25 protein-coding genes and 1 tRNA gene are annotated in these 22,499 nt (G+C 62.6%); 11 read left to right on the forward strand and 15 right to left on the reverse strand.

Features of this window, described 5'->3' with window-relative positions; translation table 11 throughout:
• Window positions 1–16 precede the first annotated feature (16 nt).
• Window positions 17–874, reverse strand: coding sequence for an S-methyl-5'-thioadenosine phosphorylase (gene mtnP / locus ABWK72_RS08775; protein WP_367874412.1), 858 nt, complete (start codon window positions 872–874; stop codon window positions 17–19).
• Between the two features lie 127 nt (window positions 875–1,001).
• Between mtnP and ABWK72_RS08780 the strand changes: the two genes are divergently transcribed.
• From ABWK72_RS08780 to ABWK72_RS08795, 4 genes are all read left to right on the forward strand, one after another.
• The gene (locus tag ABWK72_RS08780; protein WP_367874413.1) at window positions 1,002–1,259 is read left to right on the forward strand and encodes a plasmid stabilization protein; all 258 of its coding nucleotides are present in this window, start codon (window positions 1,002–1,004) and stop codon (window positions 1,257–1,259) included.
• Entirely contained in the window at window positions 1,252–1,653 is a 402-nt protein-coding gene (locus ABWK72_RS08785; RefSeq protein ID WP_367874414.1) for a type II toxin-antitoxin system VapC family toxin, read from the forward strand. Before ABWK72_RS08780 ends, ABWK72_RS08785 begins: the two co-directional genes overlap by 8 nt.
• 120 nt (window positions 1,654–1,773) lie before the next feature.
• Window positions 1,774–3,546, forward strand: coding sequence for a VanW family protein (locus tag ABWK72_RS08790; RefSeq protein ID WP_367874415.1), 1,773 nt, complete (start codon window positions 1,774–1,776; stop codon window positions 3,544–3,546).
• Between the two features lie 282 nt (window positions 3,547–3,828).
• On the forward strand, window positions 3,829–4,548 hold the full coding sequence (locus ABWK72_RS08795; protein ID WP_367874416.1) for a murein L,D-transpeptidase family protein: 720 nt from the start codon (window positions 3,829–3,831) through the stop codon (window positions 4,546–4,548).
• Here the strand turns inward: ABWK72_RS08795 and ABWK72_RS08800 are convergent.
• Window positions 4,533–5,006 carry a hypothetical protein gene (locus tag ABWK72_RS08800; protein WP_367874417.1) on the reverse strand — a complete coding sequence of 158 codons (474 nt, stop codon included), beginning with the start codon at window positions 5,004–5,006 and terminating at the stop codon, window positions 4,533–4,535. The two genes, ABWK72_RS08795 and ABWK72_RS08800, sit on opposite strands and share 16 nt — an antisense overlap.
• Window positions 5,007–5,124: 118 nt before the next feature.
• Here ABWK72_RS08800 and ABWK72_RS08805 point away from each other — a divergent pair.
• Both ABWK72_RS08805 and ABWK72_RS08810 read left to right on the forward strand, forming a co-directional pair.
• Window positions 5,125–5,198 (forward strand) — tRNA-Arg (locus ABWK72_RS08805).
• 75 nt (window positions 5,199–5,273) lie between these two features.
• Entirely contained in the window at window positions 5,274–6,266 is a 993-nt protein-coding gene (locus tag ABWK72_RS08810) for a leucine-rich repeat domain-containing protein (RefSeq protein WP_367874418.1), read from the forward strand.
• A gap of 124 nt (window positions 6,267–6,390) precedes the next feature.
• Here the strand turns inward: ABWK72_RS08810 and ABWK72_RS08815 are convergent, their stop codons facing one another.
• The 5 genes from ABWK72_RS08815 to ABWK72_RS08835 all read right to left on the reverse strand — a co-directional run bounded on the left by ABWK72_RS08815 (window position 6,391) and on the right by ABWK72_RS08835 (window position 11,364).
• On the reverse strand, window positions 6,391–7,710 hold the full coding sequence (locus ABWK72_RS08815) for a glycosyl hydrolase (protein ID WP_367874419.1): 1,320 nt from the start codon (window positions 7,708–7,710) through the stop codon (window positions 6,391–6,393).
• 209 nt (window positions 7,711–7,919) lie between these two features.
• Window positions 7,920–8,405 carry a DoxX family protein gene (locus ABWK72_RS08820; protein ID WP_367874420.1) on the reverse strand — a complete coding sequence of 162 codons (486 nt, stop codon included), beginning with the start codon at window positions 8,403–8,405 and terminating at the stop codon, window positions 7,920–7,922.
• A gap of 607 nt (window positions 8,406–9,012) precedes the next feature.
• The gene (gene gap / locus ABWK72_RS08825; protein WP_367875323.1) at window positions 9,013–10,059 is read right to left on the reverse strand and encodes a type I glyceraldehyde-3-phosphate dehydrogenase; all 1,047 of its coding nucleotides are present in this window, start codon (window positions 10,057–10,059) and stop codon (window positions 9,013–9,015) included.
• Window positions 10,060–10,298: 239 nt separating this feature from the next.
• Entirely contained in the window at window positions 10,299–10,757 is a 459-nt protein-coding gene (locus ABWK72_RS08830; RefSeq protein ID WP_367874421.1) for a hypothetical protein, read from the reverse strand.
• Window positions 10,758–10,788: 31 nt separating this feature from the next.
• On the reverse strand, window positions 10,789–11,364 hold the full coding sequence (locus ABWK72_RS08835; RefSeq protein WP_367874422.1) for a DUF1080 domain-containing protein: 576 nt from the start codon (window positions 11,362–11,364) through the stop codon (window positions 10,789–10,791).
• 118 nt (window positions 11,365–11,482) lie between these two features.
• On the opposite strand from ABWK72_RS08835, the gene ABWK72_RS08840 reads away from it, so the two are divergent.
• The 5 genes from ABWK72_RS08840 (at window position 11,483) to ABWK72_RS08860 (ending at window position 16,948) form a co-directional block, all read left to right on the forward strand.
• Window positions 11,483–12,649 (forward strand): serine hydrolase domain-containing protein, encoded by a 1,167-nt coding sequence (locus ABWK72_RS08840; protein ID WP_367874423.1) that lies wholly within the window; start codon window positions 11,483–11,485, stop codon window positions 12,647–12,649.
• Window positions 12,650–12,702: 53 nt separating this feature from the next.
• A complete protein-coding gene (locus ABWK72_RS08845) occupies window positions 12,703–12,948 on the forward strand; it encodes a ribbon-helix-helix protein, CopG family (RefSeq protein ID WP_367874424.1) in 246 nt (81 codons plus the stop codon).
• A 2-nt stretch (window positions 12,949–12,950) separates the two neighbouring features.
• On the forward strand, window positions 12,951–13,358 hold the full coding sequence (locus tag ABWK72_RS08850) for a type II toxin-antitoxin system VapC family toxin (protein ID WP_367875324.1): 408 nt from the start codon (window positions 12,951–12,953) through the stop codon (window positions 13,356–13,358).
• A gap of 116 nt (window positions 13,359–13,474) precedes the next feature.
• Window positions 13,475–16,009, forward strand: coding sequence for a circularly permuted type 2 ATP-grasp protein (locus ABWK72_RS08855; RefSeq protein ID WP_367874425.1), 2,535 nt, complete (start codon window positions 13,475–13,477; stop codon window positions 16,007–16,009).
• Between the two features lie 66 nt (window positions 16,010–16,075).
• On the forward strand, window positions 16,076–16,948 hold the full coding sequence (locus ABWK72_RS08860) for a transglutaminase N-terminal domain-containing protein (RefSeq protein ID WP_367874426.1): 873 nt from the start codon (window positions 16,076–16,078) through the stop codon (window positions 16,946–16,948).
• Here ABWK72_RS08860 and ABWK72_RS08865 read toward each other — a convergent pair.
• From ABWK72_RS08865 to ABWK72_RS08900, 8 genes are all read right to left on the reverse strand, one after another.
• Complete coding sequence (locus ABWK72_RS08865; protein WP_367874427.1) at window positions 16,945–17,688, reverse strand: SCO family protein; 744 nt, start codon at window positions 17,686–17,688, stop codon at window positions 16,945–16,947. The two genes, ABWK72_RS08860 and ABWK72_RS08865, sit on opposite strands and share 4 nt — an antisense overlap.
• Before the next feature lie 125 nt (window positions 17,689–17,813).
• Complete coding sequence (locus ABWK72_RS08870; RefSeq protein WP_367874428.1) at window positions 17,814–18,272, reverse strand: copper chaperone PCu(A)C; 459 nt, start codon at window positions 18,270–18,272, stop codon at window positions 17,814–17,816.
• Between the two features lie 12 nt (window positions 18,273–18,284).
• A complete protein-coding gene (locus ABWK72_RS08875) occupies window positions 18,285–18,830 on the reverse strand; it encodes an SCO family protein (RefSeq protein WP_367874429.1) in 546 nt (181 codons plus the stop codon).
• 144 nt (window positions 18,831–18,974) lie between these two features.
• Window positions 18,975–19,172, reverse strand: coding sequence for a hypothetical protein (locus ABWK72_RS08880; RefSeq protein WP_367874430.1), 198 nt, complete (start codon window positions 19,170–19,172; stop codon window positions 18,975–18,977).
• Entirely contained in the window at window positions 19,169–19,489 is a 321-nt protein-coding gene (locus tag ABWK72_RS08885) for a c-type cytochrome (protein ID WP_367874431.1), read from the reverse strand. The genes ABWK72_RS08880 and ABWK72_RS08885 overlap by 4 nt, the downstream gene beginning before the upstream one ends.
• An 808-nt stretch (window positions 19,490–20,297) precedes the next feature.
• A complete protein-coding gene (locus tag ABWK72_RS08890; protein ID WP_367874432.1) occupies window positions 20,298–21,320 on the reverse strand; it encodes a right-handed parallel beta-helix repeat-containing protein in 1,023 nt (340 codons plus the stop codon).
• 42 nt (window positions 21,321–21,362) lie between these two features.
• The gene (locus ABWK72_RS08895) at window positions 21,363–21,965 is read right to left on the reverse strand and encodes a DUF899 family protein (protein WP_367874433.1); all 603 of its coding nucleotides are present in this window, start codon (window positions 21,963–21,965) and stop codon (window positions 21,363–21,365) included.
• 50 nt (window positions 21,966–22,015) lie between these two features.
• Entirely contained in the window at window positions 22,016–22,492 is a 477-nt protein-coding gene (locus tag ABWK72_RS08900) for a MazG nucleotide pyrophosphohydrolase domain-containing protein (RefSeq protein ID WP_367874434.1), read from the reverse strand.
• Window positions 22,493–22,499: the final 7 nt, after the last annotated feature.

Here is a 22,499-nt window from a genome sequence, read left to right on the forward strand (position 1 = left end):
CCACTACGAAGCAACATCACAGCAACCTTTTCAAGATCGGCTCCAGCTTTTCCCGCGTTTCAGGGGGCCAGAGGGAGGGAGCGGTCATGATTGCACCGTCGAGGGAGCGGTGCTCGGGCCACTCCGGGGTCTGCGGGATGGCGGGGATGGCGCGGGCGATAATGCGCTTGGCCATGGAGACATTGGCGTGGAGGTGGCCCATGACGGCCTCCGCGGTGACGGGGCCCTCGTCGGTCTTCCAGCAATCGTAGTCGGTGATCATGGCGAGGGTGGCGAGGGCGATCTCGGCCTCGCGGGCGAGCTTGGCTTCGGGGAGATTGGTCATGCCGATGACGTCGAAGCCGAGCTTGCGGTTGGTCTCGCTTTCGGCGCGGGTCGAGAAGGCGGGGCCGTCCATATTGACGTAGGTGCCACCGAAGTGGACGCGGGCGCTCTCCTCCTCCGCGGCGGCGAGGAGGATGCGGCGCATGCCCTCGCTGACGGGATCGGCGAAGGCGACGTGGCCGACGATGCCGCCGCCGAAGAAGGTGTGCTGGTCGCGGCGGCTGGTTCGGTCGAAGTACTGGTCCGGCAGGACGATGTCCTCCGGGCGGTACTGCTCCTTGAGGCTGCCGACGGCGGTGACGCAGATCAGGAAGCGGACATCGAGGGAGCGGAGGGCCCAGAGGTTGGCGCGGTGATTGATCTCGGTGGGGAGGAGGCGGTGGCCGCGGCCGTGGCGGGGCAGGAAGAAGACCTGGCGGCCGGCGAGAGTGCCCTCGACAATGAGGTCGGAGGGCGAGCCGAAGGGGGTCTCGACGGAGTGATTACCGGATTGCTCGAAGCCGTCGATCTCGTAGAGACCGCTTCCGCCGATGATGCCGATGGCTGCCATGGGAATGGGTGTAGAAGAGGGATGGGGTGGAGTCGAGGGGGCAATAGGCAGGGTGGCGAAGCGAATTCAGCCCGGATATGAAGGCTCCCGAATTGACAGCAATGCCAGCATTGCTTACAAGGTTTCCATGAGTACCACCCTGACGATCCGGAATCTAGCCGAACCGGTGAAACAGAAGCTGCGCCTGAGGGCCGCACGCAATGGCCGCTCCATGGAGGCCGAAGCTCGGGAAATTCTCAGCATGGCAGTGAGGGAAACCATTGAACCGCCCCGCACTCCTGAGGAAATGAGGGAACGCTTGGACGCCATCACCGGGATCTGGAAAGACCGGGCGAATGGAAAAAGCACGGACGAACTGATGAAGGAACTCCGCGGCGATGACTGACTTGGTCTTGGTGGACACCAACGTCATTCTCGACGTTACCGATGGAGATCCCCTATGGCTGGAATGGTCCGCCGAAAGGATGATTTCGTTAACACGCAAGCTGGTGATCAATCCGATCATCTATACGGAGCTTTGCCATCAGGCAGGCCAGATCGACGAGGTGGAGGCGATGATCCCCTCTCTCGGCCTGCTATATCATGAACTGCCCAAGGAGTCGCTCTTTCTCGCTTCGCAAGCTTACCGAACCTATCGCTCGAGAGGCGGATTGAAAACGGCACCGCTTGCCGACTTCTTCATCGGTGCCCACGCCCAAGCTGGTGGCTTCCAGCTCCTGACTCGCGATGTGAATCGCTATCGGACCTATTTCCCGGGCGTGCCTTTGATTCATCCGTGACGCGGCACCCCCAAGAGTTTGCTTGGAATAGGCCTGCGGCTTTCATGGAATATTCATGCTGTTTTTGTAGCATTTCGGGAATGGTTGACGTAAAAGGATTCCAGCGCCCCGGGCGTTTCCATGCACAAGCACGCTGCTGCTCCCGAACGGGACTCTCCCACCCGCCTGCAAGCGCTCGTCTTCCATTTGAAGACGCGGGTGCTGCAGATGCGCCGCGGTTTGAAGGAATTTTCGACGCGGCCGCCGCGACATGAGGCGGCTTCGGCGCTGGTGGATGCGCCGGTGATTGCGGAGAAGCGGGGGCCGCTGTGGCGGGAGCTAACGCCGGCGGAGTTTCCACTGAGCGCGGGGAAGGTGGAGAATTTGCGGTATGCGGTGCGGGCTTTCCATGGGGTGGAGATTCCAGCGGGCGGGGTGTTCAGTTTCTGGCGGCAGTTGGGACGGACGACGCGGCGGAAGGGCTTCATCGACGGGCGGGAGTTGCGGGAGGGTTGCCTGGTGCCGGCGGTGGGCGGCGGGTTGTGCCAATTGAGCGGCTTGCTCTATCAGGCGGCGCTGGCGGCGGGGCTGAAGATCGTGGAGCGGCATGCGCACTCGCGGGTGATCCCGGGCTCGGCGGCGGAGCAGAATCTGGATGCGACGGTTTTTTGGAACTACGTCGATCTGCGCTTCAAGGGTGAGGGGGCCTGGCGGATCGAGGCGGAATTGACGGCGGCGGAGTTGATCATCCGGATCCGCTCGGCGCGGGCGGGCGAGGTAAAAGCGGTGCTGCCCTCCCCTGCCCCCCCGCGGGCGGCACCCTCGGGCGATTGCCTGACCTGCGGGATGCTGGAGTGCTTCCGGCATCCGGCGGCGACGGCGGCGCATGCAGCGGCGCTGGGGCATTCGGCATTTTTGTTAGACGGGATGTGGCCTGAGTTCGACCGCTGGTGTCGCGGGCATTCGCGGGAGGGTGACCGGTGGTTGACGCCGCTGGACGGGCGGAGGTGGAAGAAGGCGAACTACAGATGGTCGCCGCCGCCGGGGGTGAGCATTCGGCATGCGACGCGGGCGACATTGATGCGGTCGTTCCGGCAGCGGCGCTTGCCTGCGCAGGGGGCGGTGCGGCAGCTGGCGCTGTTAGAGGGTGAGGCGGCGCTGGCGCGGGAGTATGCGGCGATGCTCGATCCACAGTGCCGGCATGTGGTGATCTCGCAGAATCTGCTGCCGCATCTCTGGAAGACCGGGGCGCTGGGCGGGCGGAGTTTCGATGTGCTGGTGAACCGCTGGCCGATGGAGGAACTGCAGCGGCGGCTGGATCTGGCGAAGCAGGCGCATCCGGAATCGACGACGCTGGGCGACTTCCGCGCGGATCCGGAATTGCTGCGGGCGGAGCGCGAGGCACTGGCTGCTGCGGCACGGCTGATCACGCCGCACCGGGCGATGGCGAAGCATTTCGGGGCGCGGGCATGGCTGATCGATTGGGAGATGCCGCAGCCGCTGGAGCTCGACCCGGCGGAGAAGCCGGTGGTGTTTTTTCCGGCCTCGCGGCTGGGGCGGAAGGGCGCCTTTGAATTGGCGGCGGCTTTTCGCGAGGGAATGGATGCGGAGCTGGTGATCCTAGGCCGGGCGAATGAGGGCGCGGCTGATCCTTTCGAGGGGATCGCTTGCAGGCAGGGCAGTGCGGCGGATTTGATCACTGCCGGGGCGGTGGTGTTGCCGGCATGGATCGAGCATCAGCCGCGGCTCGCGCTGCTGGCGCTGGCGAGCGGGATCCCGGTGGTGGCGACGGAGGCCTGCGGGCTGCCGGAGCATCCGCTGCTGCACCTTTTGTCCTCGCCGGACCCGGCGGCATTGCGGGTGGTTTTGAATGCGGTCCTGAACCCCGTGGATACGGCCTATGCCGCGTGCTGACGATGCGGTCCGAAAAATGCCTGCCCCCCGGGACCGCGGAGGCTCTGCCCCACAGAAGGGTCCCTAACAGATGAGCTCACTCCTAACCCTCCGCGGCATCCTCACGTTCCGGTCCACTCCGACTCTCCCGTGTCGCGAGCCGTCTTGGAAGCTTCTGCGGGCCGGAGGCTCCGCGGTCCCGGGGGGCAGGCATCTGTTCCAGCGTCCACATTTCTCCTCGCCCGAAGCAGCATCCCCGCCGACCCTGACCGTGACATGCGCCGCCTGTTGACTGCCGTTCTGATGATTGTTTCGCCTTGCCCCGGGCAGGAGGATGCGGCGCAGGATACCTTCGTGGTCGAGACCTGCGATAGCATGCCGGGGCCGGAGCGCGCGGTCGCTGCGGCGGAGCGGGTGCGTCCGGAACTGGAGCATGCGCTGAAGGAGAAGGGCCTGCACTTCGGTGATCCGGTTTTCCTGCGAGCTTTCAAGGAGGAGAACCGGCTCGAGCTGTGGGTCCGGCACCGCGACACGAAGAAGTACGAGTTGTTCCGTACCTGGGAGATCGCGAGGCAGTCGGGCGTGCTGGGGCCGAAGCTGGCGGAGGGCGATGGACAGGTGCCGGAGGGCTTCTACTTCGTGCCGCCGGAAGGGATGAAGCCGGACAGCACCTTCCACCTGGCCTTCAACATCGGGTATCCGAACGATTACGACCGCTTCCATGGCCGCAGCGGGACCTTCATCATGATCCACGGCAACGAGGTTTCGATCGGCTGCCTGGCGATGACGGATCCGAAGATCGAGGAGATCTACACGCTCTGCGATGCGGCGCTGAAGGGCGGGCAGGAGTATTTCCGCGTGCACATCTTCCCCTTCCGCATGAGCGCGGAGCGGATGGCGCGCGAGACGGAGAACCCGTGGCACGGCTTCTGGCAGCAGCTCAAGGAAGGCTACGATTTCTTCGAGCGGGAGAAGGTGCCGCCGACGGTGAGCGTGGAACTGGGCCGCTACCGGTTCAAGTAGACGCCCGGGGTCTGCTTTTCGAAGAGCCATCTCACGCTCTCCCGCTGGAGGACGATGATCGTGAAGACGCCGAGCACGGTGCCCAGAGGGAAGCTGATGCAGGAGAGGCACCCGACGACGAAGCAGAAGGTGCGGTTCCGCCGCGCGGCGATCCAACGTCCGCAGAGGAAGTGCAGGACCGCGAAAGCCAGGATCGAGAGCGATATGAGCACGCCGAAGGCCCCGAAGAACCAAGCGAAGCCGGCGGGCGGAGCAGGTGGAGGCGAGCTGCCGGCGCCGGACGGGACCGAGGGCATGACCGTCGTCACGATATAACCCACGAAGGCGAAATAGGCGGCCATGAAGAAGCCTCCCAGCGTGCCCAGCCCGGCCATCACGTAGTGAAATACCGATAGCAGCATCAGATGCTGGGCATCCTCGCTTTCCCTTGGATAGGAGGGTGGCCCGGGAGATTCCATGGCCCTAGGACATCAAAGCGCTCCCGGTCCGGCCAGTCCAAAGCCCCGGGCGCTTTCCATCCATCGCGTTTTGACTTCCGCCGCGCGAGGGGTTACACCAGCCCCCGGCCAAGCAAAAGCACCCGTAGCTCAGTTGGATAGAGCACCCGCCTTCTAAGCGGGCGGTCACTGGTTCGAATCCAGTCGGGTGTGCTTTAAAGTCCGGCATGCTCCTGGCGCGAAGGCCATCTTTCGCTGGTATACAAGGGGTTCAGGAATTCAAGCATCATGCGACATCATTTCGGCGATCTTCTAGACCGCGAGGGAGGCTATTGGACCGTTGTTCCGAACCGGGAACGCTATGCCTATCGCATTGGCGATGTTCCCGCGGGAAGCCCGGAAATAACCATCGTGACGATCGGGAAAGGGGACGTGAACTGGTCGCGAGCGCTCACCCTGCCAAATCTTGAAGAGTTGACCCTGCATGAGCCTACGCCTGAGCAGTTGCTTGCGGTGAGAGGACTCAGGACGGTCAAGCGCTTGCGGATTACGCACGCGAGGCCGCGTAATCTCGACTTCATTGGCTCGATGGATGGGATCGAGGAGTTGGTTTTGGAGTATGTCTCCGGCTTCAACGATCTTGGCCCCTTGCAAGGCCTGAAACGGCTGCGAGCACTTCACATCGAGAACTTGCGCCGAGTCTCCGACTTTAGCGGTCTCGCGGGGGTAACGAATCTCAAGTATCTCGCGGTGTATGGCACTACGGATTGGAAGCAGCCCATCGCCGATTTCGAGTTCCTTCGTGGCCTGCCACAGCTAGAGGTGCTCGCGATGTGGGAGGTGATTTGCCGGGCCCCGTATCCGGCATTTCTCCCAGCGCTGAGTCTTGGGAATCTGAAGAAGGTGCGTGTTCACGGAAGCTACTTCGCTACCGAGGAGTATGCCCTGCTTGAGGAAGGGCTCAAAGGGGTAGAGGGGACGGATTGGGGCCCATACCGCACCGTGGCATATTCCCACCCCGAGCTTCCGCACGACGACGTACGCGCTCACCTCCCGGAGGAAGTCATCCGGTCGAATCACCCGGAAGTGACAGTGCGTTACGATGGCAGACGTACGATCGAAGATCCTGACTCCCGATGGATCGAATTCACGGGCAAGGCTGCTAGACGGTTCAAAGCCAGCAGCGCAGATGTAGAGGCGAAGTGTCGCGCACAATCCGAGCGCTACAGTAGCATGAAGGAGGAAGCGAGAGCGCTCATCAGCAGCAGGCAGGCCGGGTGATCGAGGGGAGCCGCCCGGCGTTCCCTTAAGATTGTCGTGATCGTCGCTGCACTCACGAGAGTTCTCGCAGTCACTCGCGAGCTTCACGGAGGCGCAAGGGGCAAGCTCGGGCTGGAGTTCTCGTTCAGGGCTTCTCCTGCTTGTAGGCGAGAGGCGAAACCTTGTCGCGGTAGATCTCGCCGGCGGGGGTGAGGGTGCCGTCCTTGCGCTGGAGCTCGCGTCCTTCCTCGACCCAGTTGTAGAGGGCGTAGCGTTCGACGAAGGGGGCCTTGTCGAGCGCCTTGATCATCTCCTCGATGGCCTTGGCCTGTTCCTTGGCGTCGGGGTCGCGGGCGTTGGTCCAGTTCGCGCCGTTGTTCCACTCGGTGATCCAGATGGGGCGCTTGGTGCGCTCGTGGATGTCTTTGACGAAGTTGAGGAACTGGGCCGCGGCGGCCTTGCCATCGCCGGGATCGGCGACGGCGCGGTAGTAGTGCACGGCCACGAAATCGACGCGCAACTTGGCGGCGTCCGCCTTGCCCACGAAGTCGTAGAGCCAGCCGAGACCGCCATCGGAGACGGCGGGCGAGCCGAGGCGGAGGCCGGTGCCGAGCAATTCCGGCCAGCCCGAGATTGCCTCGTCCACGGTCATCTTCGCTTGGTCCGGGCGGTCGGGTTCATTGAAGCCGAGGAGGTGGGTGGCGCCGCGGGCCTTCCAATCTTGATCGAGGCCGGGCCAGTAGCGCTTCTGCTTGATGGGAACATATTCCAGTTCAGGGGTGGAGTTCGTGCCAATGTTCCAATCGTAGAACCAGCCGACATTGAGCTTCTGGTGGATGCCGCCGGCGATGCCCTTCTTGCTGGTCCAGCGCCAGGGGAAGATGCGGACGAAGCGGACCTTGCCATCGAGTTCCTTGCCGAGGTCCTTGATCTCGATGTCCTGATCCTGGGCGACGTAGTTCCGGCTGATGCCAGTGCCGTTTTCGTTCTCCGCGAGCGTGGCCATGTAGCCGCGCATGAGGCGGAAGGAAGTGATGGCGCCTTTCATCGAGCCGAGCTTGGCGTCGTTGTATTTGACGTGGCAGTGCAGGGGCATCGAGGGGCCGGCGAGCGACTTGCCATCGAAGACGGTCATGGCCGCGAATTGCGGGCCCTGCGGGATGACCACGCTGCCGGTTTCGTATTGGGCGATGCGGATGTTCCCGTTGAGCACCGCGGGTTCGTAGTTGACCAGCAGGCGGTCGAGGTGGCTGGCGATCAGCTTGGAGGGCGCGAGGTCATCGATGAAGAGCCAGGCATCGGGCGACTCGAAGTTGTAGGCGCTCTTGTCCAGCATCTCCGCCTTGTCGTGGACGTGCTTGCTGCCGGTCAGAATGACCTTTCTGACGGGAGCGGTCTGCGCGAGGGCAGACGGCGCGAGCATGGCCACTACGAGGACCGGCAAGAGGAGGGAGGGCCATTGCATGGAGGAGAAACCTGCGAGAGACGCGAGGGTTGCTCAAGAAGCGGGTGTGTCCGCGGGGAGGACGATTCGTCTGCAGGATAGGGACGGCGCTCTCCATTCGAACTTCGCGATGTGTTCTGCCGTAAGGGTGGCTTCTGCCGGGCGGTGCCCAGCGGTCCCAGTTTGGCCGTCCGTCAATGGCGACGTTGGGATTGTCGGCCCGCGGCGGATTAGCCCGGCAGCTTCAGGCGGGTGCCGCCGAAGACGTGGGAGCTGCCCTTCCGGCCGAGGAACCAGATGAAGAAAATGGCCAGCCAGTAGAGGCCGAATTCCAGGAACTTGAGGCTGTAATTCATCGGCGAGCCGTCGGGGTTGCCGTCGCAGCCGCAGTCGATATTCAGGTTCCGCGCCCATGCCTGGCCGACGCCGAAGGCGAACACGCCGACCAGCCCGGCCAAGCCCCAGAGGGCCCCGCGTTTCCACAAGCCGATGACGAGCAGGACGCCGCAGACGATCTCCATCCAGGGGATGGTGTAGGCCAGCATGGCGTCCCAAGGAGCTTGGACCATCTTGTAGTTCCCGACGGCACGGGTGAAGTTGTCCAGGCCGGCGATGAAGATTTTCTGGTAGCCGCTCCATGCGAAGTAGCCGCCGAGCGCGAGGCGCAGGGCCAGCGCGACGTAAGCGGCGGGATCGGATGATTTGCGGGGTGCCACGTCCTTTAATTAACACACATTAACAATCGAGCCAAGCGCGGAAAGGCGTCCGGCTCCGGGCCCGGCTCCCGGTCGGGATGGTGTAGCCTAGCACGGTGATCCGCCGTAGGCATTTCGGGATTTTCAAAGGGGCGGTTTGGCGCTAGTGTCGTGACGTGGAAGCAATTGAGGCACTCGCGCGTCGGATCGACCAGGATCGATCAAGCGTGCGCGCCAGATGAGCCTTCCCGAGAAGTTTTGGGCCGGGGTGGAGCTTTTCGAAGAGGCTTGCGAAATCACCCGCTCGGGCATTCGCAGCCTGAATCCGTCGTGGGATGCAGATCAGGTTGAGGCCGAGCTTGTCCGGCGCTTGGAGATCGGCAGGAGGATCGAAAACCCGTTACACCGGCCCGAGGCAACCTCATTCGAGGTTGGTGCGGGATGGCGTCGCCCCTCCTTCGTCGGTCAACCCGGGGCTATAGGAGGCAACCGCGTCGCGGTTGTTGGAATCGCGCAAGGTGGCGGAGAGCTAGTTCAGCGTATCGGCGCGATAGCGGATCTCCAAAACAAAACACCCCGCCTCTTGCGAGGCAGGGTGTTTTGGAAAGAAACGTGCTAGAAGGCGGGATCAAATCCCCTTCTTCACCACGTCGAAGAGGAGGTCGATGACGCGGTTGGAGTAACCCCACTCGTTGTCATACCAGCTCACCAGCTTGAAGAAGGTGGAGTTCAGCTCGATCGACGAGCCGGCGTCGAAGATCGACGAGTGCTTGTCGTGGATGAAGTCGGTGGAAACCACTTCGTCTTCGGTGTAGGCGAGGATGCCCTTGAGGTAGGTTTCGGAGGCGGTCTTCAGGGCGGCCTTGATCTCGGCGAGCGAGGTCTCCTTGGTCGTCTTCACCGTCAGGTCGACCACCGACACGGTCGGGGTCGGCACGCGGAAGGACATGCCGGTGAGCTTGCCCTTCACCGCGGGGCAGACCAGGGCGACGGCCTTGGCGGCACCGGTGGTGGACGGGATGATGTTGATGGCGGCGCTGCGGCCACCCTTCCAATCCTTCTTCGACGGGCCGTCCACGGTCTTCTGGGTGGCGGTGTAGGAGTGGATGGTGGTCATCAGGCCTTCCTCGATGCCGAATCCTTCCTTGAGGAGGACGTGGACGAGGGGGGCGAGGCAGTTGGTGGTGCAGCTCGCGTTGGAGATGATGTGGTGGTTGGCCGGATCGTAGAGCTCGTCGTTGACGCCGACCACGAAGGTGCCGTCTTCACCCTGCGCAGGTGCGGAGATGATGACCTTCTTGGCACCGGCGGTGATGTGGCCGCGGGCCTTGTCGGCAGCGGTGAAAAGGCCGGTGGATTCGATCACGACCTCGACACCGAGTTCCTTCCAAGGGAGGCCTTCCGGAGAGCGGGCGCTGACGACCTTGATCTCGTGGCCGTTGACCACCAGCACGTCATCCTCTTCGAGCTCCGGCTTGGACTTCTTCGAGGACACGGTGCCGTCGAACTTGCCCTGGGTGGAGTCGTACTTGAGGAGGTAGGCGAGGTTGTCGGCCGGAACGATGTCACCGACGGCGACAACGTTGAAAGTGGTTCCGAGATGTCCTTGCTCGACGAGAGCGCGGAAGACGAGGCGGCCGATGCGCCCGAACCCGTTGATGGCGATGGTGGTCATGGTGGTAGTCTGGATGGCCGCGGGGTTGCGGCCGGCATTTCCCGGCAAGTCCTTCGCGCCGGGGGCGGGATGATGCACTTGCTTTTCCGGGCGTCAATGCCCCCGTCAGTCACGAAATCGGGAGAAATCGAGCAGCAGGCGTGCCGGGAAGTCATACAGCCTCAAACGGGAGGCCAAACCCACGCAAAGCCATATTTCCCAACAGATTCCCAAGGCTTATCAGAAGGCGGAGCTTGTCTTCATCTCGCGCCGTCCCCCACCCCGACCTGGCCATCTTTCGCCGAAATCCAGCGCCCCTCCGGGAGGCGGATCGACCACTGCGGATCGTCGTCGAACAACACTATCGATCGAAGGCAGCGCCCGTCCGTAAACTCCACCCGCAACTCGGGAATCTCCCCGATCACGACAATCGATCGGATCTTGGCTCCCTCGAGCGCAGCGATGCCTGCCAGGATCTCCTTCTCATCGTTTACACTCCCGCAAACGACCCGCGCACGGTCCTCAATCCGCCAATCCCATTCGATCTTGATAGTGGCTTCTCCTCTTCCCTTCCTCCGGGGATCCACCGGCGGAGTGATGGCTCCCAGCCCAAGGAAGACCGCCGTCCCGGCCCCTTTCCACGGGAGCGAAACCTCAAGCCCGGCCAAGGGCCTGACCAAGTTGTCGAACCCTTCAGCGGTCAGCGGCTCCCATGACATCGGCTCGACGAATCATGCCGGCTCGTGGAAGTCAAATCCCCTCCACCGTCACGTTCTTGAACTCGATCTTCATCTTCACGCCGGGATGGATCTGCAGGCCCAGGGGGCCGGATTCCTTCGCGGTGTCGGAGACGTATTCGACGACCTGCTTGCCGTTGAGGGAGACCGTGTAGGTGCCCCCTTTCGCGACGATCTTCATCTTGTTCCAGTCGCCTTCCTTGAGCAATTCCTTCACCCCGGCGGCTTCCTGGGGATAGCCGCTCTTCGGCCCGATGTAGGGGGAGGCGGTCATGTCGCGCTTCTTCGAGCGGGAAGTTCCGATCTGGATCTGGTCGGCCTCGCCGCGCAGGAAGACGCCCGAATCGACGTCTCCGGAGAAGCGGAATTCCAGTTCGACGGTGAAATCCTTGTAGCTTTTGTCGGTCCAGAGGATGGAGCCCTGCTTCTTGTCGTCGCTCTCGCCCTTCAGCACGCCGTCCGCGGCGGTCCAGTAGGTCGCGCCCTTGACGTTCCAGCCTTCGAGGCCGGTGCCGTTGAAAATTTTCTCGGGCTCGGCGGCGGCCAAGCCGGAGAAAAACAGGGAAGCGAGCAGCAGGCAGCGTGTCATTGGAGGGTTTACGCGGTTGTCGGACAGGTCTTTCCGGGAAAAAGGGAGCATTCTTTCAATGTTTTACCGGACGCAGCGCCTGCTTGCGCTTCCGGGGCCCGCGCCTAGCCTGCGACCGATGAAGGCCCTTTTACTCCTGCCCGCCATGGTTTTCGTGCTGCCTTGCCAGGCTCAGGACGAAAAGCCCGGGCCGAGCGCGCTCGAAGTCCCGCCGGTGATCGAGGTCATGGACAAGGCCGTGGGGGCGAAAGAGATCTCCGGGGCGGTGACTTTTGTCGGGGACAAGGATGGCATCGTTTTCTCCTCGGCGAACGGGTTTGCCGATCTTGGGAAAAAGACGGCGATGGAGAAGGATTCGATCTTCTGGATCGCCTCGATGACCAAGCCGATCACGGGCACCGCGGTCATGATGATGCAGGAAGCCGGGAAGCTCTCGGTGGATGATCCGGTTTCGAAGTATCTTCCCGAGTTCAAGGATCTCAAGGACGCCGAGGGCAAGCCGGTGACCATCACCATCAGGCAATGCCTCACCCACAGCAGCGGTCTGAGCGACGTGCGGGGACCCGAGGTCGAGGGCGTGGCCACGCTCAAGGACCTCATGCCGCGGATCGTCGCCAAGCCGGTGAAGTTCGCGCCGGGCAGCAAGTGGGAATACTGCCAATCCGGCATCAACGCCGCCGGTCGGATCGTGGAGGTCGTCTCCGGCGAGGATTACCCCGCGTTCCTCGCCAAACATCTCTTCGAGCCGCTCGGGATGAAGGACACGACCTTCTATCCCAGCGTGGCGCAGGCCGCGCGGATCGCCACTTCCTACAAGCGCACGGATGCCGGCGCGCTGGAGAAGACCGGGCTCAGCTTCCTGGGCAACAAGGCCGTGACCAGCAAGGACCGCTACCCGCTCGCCAATGGCGGCCTGTTCTCGACCGCGGAGGACTACGGAAAATTCGGCCGCATGATCCTGCGCGGCGGCGAGCTCGACGGGAAACGCTACCTCAAGGAGGAGTCGGTGAAGCAGATGACGACCGTCCAGAGCGGCGATCTCAAGACCGGCTTCACCCCCGGGAACGGTTGGGGCCTTGGCTGGTGCGTGATCCGCGAGCCGCAGGGCGTGACCGCTGCGGTTTCACCCGGCACCTACGGCCACGGCGGGGCCTACGGCACGCAGGCGTGGATCGATCCGGTCAAGGAGCGGGTCTACGTGATGCTGGTGCAGCGGGCGGATTTCCCGAATTCGGATGGCTCGGGCTTGAGGAAGGCGTTCCAGGAGGCGGCGGCGGGGTTGTGAGGTGGGATAAGCGCCGGTATTGCACTTTCTGCATTTGGTAATACACTACGGACGTGACCACGATCTCGTTCAAAATTTCCGATGACCTGGCAGCGCGAGTGGATGCGACCGCACGGGCGCGTCGGACCACGCGTTCCGAGCTGTTGCGGGAGGCGCTGGAGGAGAAGCTGGCATTGGAAGACACTGCCGACATTAGGCCGACCTTGTTGGAATTGGCGGGAGATTTGTGCGGGAAGGTTTCGAGCGGCATACCGGATCTTGGATCAAATCCCCGTCACTTGGACGGTTACGGCTCTTGAAGGTGCTGATCGTCGATACTGGTCCGTTGGTTGCCCTTATCGATAGGAGCGAAAGACAACATGGCTGGGCCAAAGCCTGTTTTGGTGAATTAAGGCACGCTTTGGTCACCTGTGACGCGGTCATTTCAGAGACGATGTTCCTAGTCCGAAGAGCCGGCAAGGATCCATCGATTGCGCTCGAATTGATCACCCGCAACCTGATTATCTCAGACTATCGCGTGCAGGAGGAAGCCGCGCCATTGATGGAGCTGATGCAGCGCTATAGGAACGTTCCCATGTCCTTGGCAGATGCCTGCCTGGTCCGGATGGCAGGGATCCACGACGGAGCAAGGGTCCTGACCATGGATTCGGACTTCACGGTTTACCGCAAATTCGGACGCAAGGTGATCCCCGTAATCATGCCGGACTGACGGGGCTTGCTGCACTTTCCTATCCCGGCGGCACGGCATCTGATGAGGAGCGGGCGATGACGCAGCCTCCGTCACTGCCATTGCCAAACGCAATTGATCCGGGCATACCGGGGGCCATGCCGGCTGCGGCCTCACCCAAAAACACCCTACCTCCCGACTACCGCCGCGGCATTTGGGACGAAATGCTCGGAGCGGACGGCCGGGTGAATCCCTCGTGGTCCCATGTCGCCTCATGGCTAGGCGGGCTGACGCCCGAGCAAGCCGGAGCGACCGGGCACGAGATCCGGCGGCTGCTGCGCGAACACGGCGTCACCTACAGCGTCCATGGCGAGGCGGATGGCGAGCACCGTGCCTGGGAACTCGATGCCGTGCCTTGGGTCGTCTCGGAGCAGGACTGGCGGACGATCGAAGCCGGCCTGATCCAGCGCGCGGAGCTGCTCGACCATGTGCTGACGGATCTTCATGGCGAGCAGCGGCTGATTGCCGGCGGTTGGCTGCCGCCGGAACTGATCCACGCGCACCGCGGCTACCTGCGCCCTTGCCATGGCATGCGCCTGCCCTCGAAGCGCCAACTCATTCTCTACGCTGCGGACTTGGCCCGCGGGCCGGACGGGCGGATGTGGGTCGTCAACGACCGCACCCAGGCACCCTCCGGCAGCGGCTACGTGGTGGAAAACCGGGTGGTCATGACCCGCGCGATGCAGCGGCTCTTCCACCGCAGCGGGGTGCGGCGGATCGCGGGCTTCTTCCGGACCTTGCGGCAGACCCTCGAATCGTTTCCGGCCCATGCCGGGGCGCGCGAACCGCGGGTGGTGATCCTGACTCCCGGGCCGCAGAATGAAACTTACTTCGAGCACGCCTTCCTGGCGTCCTATCTCGGCTACTCGCTGGTGCAAGGCGACGACCTTACGGTGCGCGATGGCAGCGTGTGGCTGCGCTCGCTCGGCGGGCTCGAGCCCGTGGATGTGATCATCCGTCGGATCGATGCCTGGTTCAGCGACCCGCTCGAATTGAAGGAGGACTCGCAGCTTGGCGTGCCCGGTCTGTTAGAAGCGATGCGTGCCGGCAATGTGGCGATCGTCAATCATCCCGGCAGCGGGGTGCTGGAGAACCCGGGACTGATGGCCTTCCTGCCCGGCATTTCCCGCCACCTGCGCAATGAAGAACTGATCCTGCCCGCGGCGGCGACCTGGTGGTGCGGCGAGAAGCAAGCCCGCGAGACCGTGCTCTCGCAGCTTCACAAGATGGTGGTGAAATCGATCCATCGCGCGCCGACCTTCGGCACGGTTTTCGGCGGCACCTTGGAGACCGCTGAGTTGGCAGCGCTGCGCGAGCGGATCCTCGCCGCGCCGGAGTGCTACGTCGGCCAGGAGCAAGTCGGCTTCTCAACCCAGCCCTGCCTGAACGGCAACGTCATCGAAGCGCGGCGCGGGGTGCTGCGCGGCTTCGTGACCTCCGATCCGGAGGGCCGCTACATCGTGATGCCGGGCGGGCTGACACGCATCGCAGCATCGCAGGATGCACCGGTCGTTTCGAGCCAGCTCGGCGGGGTCTCGAAGGACACCTGGGTCCAGGGAGTGGATAGCGAGCCCTTCGTCAGCTTGTGGACGGAGAACGAGGCTTCCCAGCCCGAGCCTGACGCCCGGAACGTGCCCAGCCGTTCCGGAGAAAACCTCTACTGGACCGGTCGCTACGCCGAGCGCGCGGAAGGGACGGCCCGCCTGCTGCGTCGTGCCGTCGTCAGTTTCGTCGAAGCCATGGGCGACGATGAAGACCAGCTCCGCCGCCACCGCGAGATCCTCATGTCGGGGCTCGTCGGCGTGACCAATGCCGCGCCGATCAAAGGGGAGAAAAGCGCCTCGGTGGTGCGGGACGAGGACGAAGTGGCATCGCTGCTGACCAACCCGCAGCGTGCCGGCTCGCTGCCCAGCACGCTGCGCTCCTTTCGCAATGCCGCCTACGCCGTGCGCGATCAATGGTCGCCCGATTCCTACCGCGTGATCGAGGCGCTGATCCGCGAATGGGTGGATGGCAAGCACACGGGGAAGCGGGATCTGGATCACTACACCGATCCGCTCAACCGCCTCATCCTCCACCTCACCGCCCTGCTCGGATTGAACCTGGAGAGCATGACGCGCGACGCCGGCTGGCGGCTGCTCGACTCCGGCCGCCGGATCGAGCGTGCGCAGTACTTGCTCTCGGTGATCCGCAATTTCCTGGTGGAAACGCGACACGCCGCGGAGGAACAACTGGTGATGGAAACCGTGCTGGCCGCTTCCGACAGCCTGGTGACTTACCGCAAGCGCTACCGCACCCATCCGCGGATCGAGCTGGTGCTGGAGTTGCTGCTGCTGGAGCCGAACAACGCGCGCTCGCTGCTCTATCAAGTGCAGCGGCTGAGCATGAACATCGAGCAATTGCCCCGCCAGACCCAAGGCGCGCGGCTGACCCCGGAACAGCGCCTGCTGGTGGAGATGTCCAGCAAGCTCCGGCTCGCGGACATCGCGCAACTGGCGCAGTCCGCCAATGGCAGCCGCAAGAAGCTGGAGGCCTTCGTCGGGCACATGAGCAGCATGCTCTATCAGCTTTCGAATTCGCTCACCTTGACCTATTTCCGGCATGCGGAGAGTCCGCACTTTTTGAGGGGGTGAGCGGATGGGATTGAGCCATCCTCCGAATTTCAGATTTCAGATTTCAAATTTAAGATCCCGATTTTGATGCACTACCGCATCCGCCACCGGACCAGCTACCGCTACGACGTTCCCGCGAATCTCTGCCACAACGAGGCGCGATTGCGGCCGCTCGATTTGCCAGGGCAGCGTTGCCTGTCGTGGAAGCTGACGATCGGGCCCGAGCCGGAATTCCACCGCAGCCGGCGGGATTCCTTCGGCAATCACATCGACTACTTCTCGATCCAGCGGCCGCATCCGGAGCTGGTCATCACCGCGGAGAGCGAGGTGGAGGTTTTCTCGCACGCCCTGCTTCCGCTGGGTACCGCTGGTGCCTGGGACAGGATGAAGGAATCCTTGCTGGCATCGAAGGACCAGTCATCGCTGGACGCCCGCGCCTTCACGCTGTCCTCGCCCTTGATCCCGATCCTGCCGGCGTTGGCCGAGTTCGCGCGGCCCGACTTCCCGCCCGGACGCTGCGTGCAGGAAGCGGTGGCGGCGCTCAACTCGCGGATCCACCGCGAATTCAAGTTCGACCCCGACTTCACCACCGTAGCCACGCCGGTGCAGGAGGTGCTGGATAATCGCCGCGGGGTGTGCCAGGACTTCGCGCAATTGATGATCGCCGCGCTGCGCTCGCTGGGCCTGCCAGCGCGGTATGTTTCGGGGTATCTCGAAACCCTGCCGCCGCCGGGCAAGAAGAAGCTGGTCGGCGCGGATGCCTCGCACGCGTGGGTCTCGGTGTTTATCCCGGGGCTAGGCTGGATGGACTATGATCCAACCAACAACGTCCGCCCGGCAGAGCGCCACATCACGGTGGCGGTGGGGAGGGACTACCGGGATGTCTCGCCGCTGCGGGGGGTGACGGTGGGTGGGGCGAATCACCATTTGAAGGTGTCGGTGGATGTGGCGCCGGTTTAGCGGGATGAAGCGGGCCGCGACTCAGCGGCAACTTTCGCCAACTCCTCCCGTATGCGTCGGTAGAGTTCATCCTTTACGTGCTGATAGAGATGGGGATCCCGACTTCTCGCCTCTTCCGAGCCAGCCTCGAAAAGAGGCCATTTGCCGATCACCGTGAATCCGGGGTTCACGAGCAAATAACCCATGTCGTGCGAGTAGCGTCCCAGCGCCTCGATTTCGAGAGGATCGGTCCGCTCTCGAATGGCGAAGAACTTCAGCTCCTTCTCAAGGTAGTCGTGGGTGAATCTGGCGTCTCCGGCATTCAAGAACCACCAATTGCGGGAGCCGGCACCAAGGTTCCGGGCATAATGCCGCATGTTACCAGGGGAATCATTTGAGGGATCGATCGAGATGCTCACCATTAAAAAGTTCGGGTCGTCCTTGAAGGTGTCGTAGAGTTCCAGAAGTTCTATACCGCTTCGAAACATGCAAGTGGGACACAAGGTGAAGAATTCATTGATCACGGTCACCTTGCCCCGCGATGAAGAGAGCCGGATCTCCTCCCCGTCCTGATTCGTCCCCGCCAGGTCCGTGGAAATCGGAAACCACTCGAAGATCTCTTCCCGACCGGAGTTCACGAAGGGATCCTGTTTTTCGGTTGCATCGATGTTCCTGCCGACGACCACCATCAATGCAATGAAAGTGCTGCAAAGGACGGCGACGCTCAGATAGAGCAGGATGAGCTTGTTCCTTCGCGTCATCTGGAACGGAGGTTCAATTTCGAATGATCCGACAACCACCCCGGACTAGTTCCGCCTGGATGATCCGGCTGCTGCCTGGGAAGCAGACAGCCGGATCTTCAGACGATTCCCGGGGGGATCGCGAGCTAGTGTTTCATCGTGCCTTCGCCTCTCCCCGTGTTGGCCAAAGGTCGCACGACTGCCTTCACATCCATGGTTTCGAGCTCACCGCCCGGCTTCTCAAACGTGAGCTTCAGTTCGACGACCTGGCCCTCCTTCAACTGCTCCTTCAAACCGATCAGCATCACGTGATAGCCGGCGGGTGAAAGCTTCACCGTAGTGTCGCCGGGCAGGTCGAGCGACTTGATCTGCCGCATCTTCATCACCTCTCCTTCCATTACCATCTCGTGAATCTCGACGGTTTTCGCCACGAGCGAAGAGGCCGAGACGAGCTTGCATGCGTTCTTGGATTTCAGCTCCATGAAGGCACCGCTCGCCTTTTGGTTAGGCACTGTGGCACGGACCCATGGTGCTGTGACTTCGACCTCGGAATGGGCGAGCGCCGTCGCGAGGAAGTACAGCGGAATCAAATATTTTGGCTTCATGTGGATGTCGGTTCAGTTGGTTTTCTCTTGGAGCAGTTTTCGGATGTCATCAGCGCAGTCAGCGGCCGGCGCTTCGTGACGGAGGATCAGCCGGATTTTCCCGGAGGGATCGAAGACGTAACTCGCGGTTGAATGATCCATGGTGTAGGAAGACCCGGTTTGGACCTTGCTGTAAGTGAACTTGAAACTCCGGGAGAGCGCCTTGAGCTTCTCAGGGTCCGTGGATAGCCCGAGGAACGAAGGATCAAAGGCCGCGGCGTAAGAACGGAGCACCTCGGGAGTGTCGCGTTCCGGATCAATCGTCACAAAGACGACCTGAAGCTTCTCACCATCGGCGCCGAGCAAGCGCTTGATCTCGGCAGCCCTCGTCAAAGCAGTGGGACAAATGACGGGGCACTGGGTGAAGCCGAAGAAGAAGTAGACGACCTTCCCCTTGAAGTCGGCGATTTTCAGCTCGCGTCCTGCGGTGTCCTTGAGGGCGAAGCCGTAGTCGAGTTGATATCCCGTGACATCCGTGCCATGGAATTTGGCGGGAGCAGGTTCATCCGCTCCGAGCAAGGGTGCGGATGTGAGGCCAATCACCACGGCCAAGCGCGCCAAGCGTCGCGCGGAACGGCAGGGGGCTGCCTGAGCCCGGTGATTTTTGAGAGGCACCTGAGTTGGAATTAATTTCATGGTTCTAGATTTCAGTTCTGGTCGCCCCTACTTCCTGGAGGCTTCTTCAAGTTCCTCGAGCTTTGCCCGGGTCACCGGGACCTTGATGTCCTGCCATTTGTCGCGAAGCGCCTTGGCTTCCTCCGGCGTCACGGCCGAGGCATTGTTCCCGAGGGCGGTCCGGAGGTAGGTGAGGACGGCGGCGAGCTTGCGGTCGGTGGCTACCACCGCTTCCATCGGGGTCATAATCCCCAGATAGTCTTGGCTCTCCTTTGCGATGCCTTTCGTGATGACGAGCGTAAGGAAAGCGGGATCACCGGTGACGATCGGTGAAGCCGAGAGAGAGGGGCAAGCTTCTTCGGCCCTGCGGCCATGCCCTTCCCGTCGAGGCCGTGGCACGCCATGCATGATGCGAAAGCGGCCTTTCCTTCTTCAGCGAGTGTATCTTTGCCGATTTCCTCCGCGGAGGCGTGAAGCGCCAGCGCCAAAAAGAGGACGATTGGATTGGTTCTCATAATAAGTGATTTCAGGTGCGAGATGCCGGCAGACCGGGCTGCCGGCATCTATTCTGTTAGATCGATTGCTGGATTCGGGCATGGTGCCACGGACCCTCAAGGCAGGTTGTCGGTGCCTTTGGATGGGCGGACTCCTTTCTCCGGGCACGTGAAGGCACGGCCCGGAGAAAGGTCCGGCCTTTTGTCCTTGCGCTTCCGGGGTTGCCGGAGTGCAGGCCAGATCATTCACGCGGGGCTTCTCGGGCACCCGCGGGGGCATCGTTGCCGGCTTGCGCCAAGCCTCCATGGGCGATCGACGGATATCGACAAGCCAAGTTCAGCCGCGCCGCAATGCGATGCTACCGCAGAAAGTATCTCACGCCCTCGTTTGAGGGGGTGGCACGGGCGGGGCATTTGCCGATGCCGCATCTTGGAAAAGCTGACTGAAATACTCGACCCGTGGAGCCATGGCCGGGATCGGCGGGACCAGGGGGGCAATCGAGGTAATCGGGAACTCTTGCGTCAGCTTCATCGCCGGCCCGGGAGAGCGCGGAGAGTGTTCGCCCTTCTCGGCGTCGGCCTTTTCCGCTGCGGCAATCTTGCAGCAAAGGTGACATGGCTTCTTCCCGCTGAATGTATCCTTCGTCCCTTGCAGCAAGCCGGACTCCCTGGAGTAGGCGGAGATCATGGTGCCCCATGCATAAACCTGCACGATAGTGTACTGCCCGCCTGCCAAATGGAGGCAAGCGAACAAGGAAAACAGGAGATGGATGAGCTTCTTCAGATCAACGGAGGTAAAACCGAGAAGCGCAAGGACGCTGGAAAGTTGCAGACCGACTTCGGGCAGGCAAGAGCAAATGGCAAGCCGACGACCTTCTTAGGGAACCGCGCCGTAGACTCCGCCCTTTTCCTCGACCGGCAGTTTCGGCTTCGAGGCTTCCGGACGATCCTCGGCAAGCCAGCGGTTGTTCTCGAACTGGAAGGTTTCCGGTGCGGTGCCATCGCTGATGTTGATCTCGGTGCCGACTTGGGCGCGGCGGAAACGGAATTTGTTGCCGGAGATTTTCACGTTGCGGCAGGGGGCGAATCCCTCTTCACGCGTTTCCTGAAGAATGCGGAAGATCCATTTCCCGGGGTTGACCACGGTATTGCCGGTGAACTCTGCGCCATCCACGCCAGTGAAGGCGCAGGCACAGGCCCCGCCTTCGATGATGTTGTCGCGGATAATGATGTCCTTCGCTTCATACTTCACGCCGGGGGGCCGGAAGTAGTCGATGCCGGTCGAGCCGCCGGCCTGGATCGGTCGTCCGCCAGCGTTCTTGAAGACGCACTTCTCGATCACGATGTTGCGGGAGCCACCTTTGAACTGCGGACCGGTGTGCAGGGAGTATCCCTCCTTGCCGGTGATCCGGCAGCCGCTGATCACCGCATCCGAGCAGCCGACGAAGTCGATCGCCTGACCGCCCCAGCCGCTGATTTCGCAGTCCTTGATGCGGAGATCCTGAAGTCCCGAGCACTTGATCGCATCGAAGTTGCCCTGCGGCCCGATGTCGCTCACGGAGAGGCCTTCGAGCAGCACGGTCTTGACCGGTTCGTCGCGCTTTCCGCCGTCGTCGAGGTTGATGCCATTCCCGCTTTGGCCGCTGCAGTGGATGCGGCGCAGCGTGAGGCCGGGGCAGCGGGAGAAGTGCCAGGCCTGCTTGCCGCCCCTGAAGAGCGGCGGAGCGGCAGGATCGGAAGCTTCCACCGTGAGATTCGAGAGGCCCGCCAGGAAGTTCCCGCCGGGATACTCGCCGGGGCCGATCCTGAGCGTATCGCCCGCCTTAAGCGAACGCAGCGCCGCTTGCAGCTCGGCGGGATTCTTTACTTCCGCGGTTTCCGCGGAAACGGCGGAGGCCATGAGGAGGGACCAGAGAACTCGCATCTGCGGAATACGCGGGAGCTACACCAGATTCTGTCCGCCATCGTCCATCGCCTTCGGGTCGGGCTTCTTCCAGTAGGAATACTGCGGCGTCCACCCGTCCTCGCCCAGGCCCGCGAGCGAGAGGATCGGCCATGCGGCACAGAACTCGTCCCCGGGACCGAAGACCGCCACGTTCTTCCGCAGGATCTTGGAGCCGACGCGCTGGTAGCAGGCCATCCCCGGCATGTCGGATCCGTCCTGACTCACGCTTTGCTCCGTCATGTAGGGACTGCCGCCATGCGATGCCATCCTGAAGCGCCAGCCGCGGGAATGGGCGAAGCGCTGCTGAGCCTCCGGCGCGTCCTTCGAGAGCAGGACGACCGCAAAGCGGTCTTCCAGATGGGGCAGGAAGCCATTGAGACCGTCAGCCCACAGGGTGCACCAGCGGCAGCCTTGGCCCATGTTGTGGATCGCGAAAAGGATCTCCTTCCCGGCGAAGAGCGCCGATAGCGCCAGCGGTCCGGTGAGTGTCTGGAAGGTGTAATCGGGAACTTCGACAGGAGCAGCCTCCTTGCGTAGCTTGGCGAGCTTTCGCGACAGCGCTCCCATCTCTTCCTCCAACGCCAGGATCTCCGGGTTCATCGCCTCCTTTAAAGCGAGCCCGCGGGTGCTGCGCAACCGGGAAAGCAGTCCTACTTCTTCGAAGCTTCCCACTCGTCGTCCATCTCGCTGGCGGTTGCCGCTTCCAGGGTCTTGCCCTTCTCCTTGAGACGGCGCTCCATCTCATTGAAGCGGCGCTCGAATTTCTCGTTCGCCGCGGCCATCACGAGTTCGGGATCAAGCTTGCGGAAGCGGGCGAGATTCACCACCGAGAACAGAAGATCGCCCAGTTCCTCATCGACGGCCGGGAGATCCTGCGCGTCCACCGCGGCTTCCAGTTCCAGCAACTCCTCGCGGATCTTCGACAGCACGCCGGTCTGGGTCGGCCAGTCGAAGCCGATCTTGGCGACCTTGCGCTGGATCTTCGAAGCGCGCAGCAAGCCGGGCAAGCCCTTGCCCACGCCGTGAAGGAAAGGTTCCCCGGAGGTGCCCTTCTCGCCGCGCTTGATCTCGTCCCACTGCTGAAGTACGGCGTCCGTCGGTACTCGCCTCCGACTTGGCGAAGACATGCGGATG

The sequence above is a fragment of the Luteolibacter sp. Populi genome (assembly GCF_040801775.1).
Taxonomy (GTDB): domain Bacteria; phylum Verrucomicrobiota; class Verrucomicrobiia; order Verrucomicrobiales; family Akkermansiaceae; genus Haloferula.